At 45.5% G+C, this 600-nt stretch carries 1 protein-coding gene; it reads right to left on the reverse strand.

Annotated features, from left to right (window positions below):
* On the reverse strand, nucleotides 1-493 hold a 493-nt coding region (locus ETB99_RS14610), incomplete at its 3' end, for an IS630 family transposase (RefSeq protein WP_309138161.1).
* Nucleotides 494-600 lie beyond the last annotated feature (107 nt).

A 600-nucleotide genomic window follows, 5' to 3' on the forward strand; every position in this document is an offset into this window, starting at 1 on the left:
ACCCCATGCGGCGTAACACCTCATCTGGATGTTGTAAGACGTACTGTTCAAAGCGAGTAATGGATTGGGCAATGTCATTTTGATCCTTGTGAAAAACGTTGGCAATCACTTCATCTTTCAACCACTTCCACAGCCGTTCAATCGGATTTAACTGTGGAGAATACGGTGGCAAAAAGATGAAATGAAAAGCATCGCCTTCCTCGCCATCAAGAAAGGCTTGCACCATCTTGGCATGATGAATACGCGCATTGTCCAACACAAGCACGAGGAATCGGTCCGTATATTTCTCTTTCAATCGGCGCAAAAAGTCGAGGAACGTTTCGGCATTGGCGGATGATGCGCGATGAAATACCACATCGCCTTGTTGAACATCGACGGCGCCAAAAATAGAAACGTGGGCGTGGTGACCGTAGCTCGGCACGTGTTTTTGATTTCCTACTTCTGCCCATGTCGTACGTAGCGCTTGATAGGCACGAACATGTGTCTCATCCACATAAAACATGGTAACATTCTCGGTAATTAGTTTTTTTTTATAAATTCAAGTTCTCTTTGAAAAGCAGCTTGACGCTTAGCGTCTCCTTTGACGAGCTTATACGTCGG

This window comes from Anoxybacillus sp. CHMUD, from assembly GCF_013096965.1.
Taxonomy (GTDB): domain Bacteria; phylum Bacillota; class Bacilli; order Bacillales; family Anoxybacillaceae; genus Anoxybacillus; species Anoxybacillus kestanbolensis_A.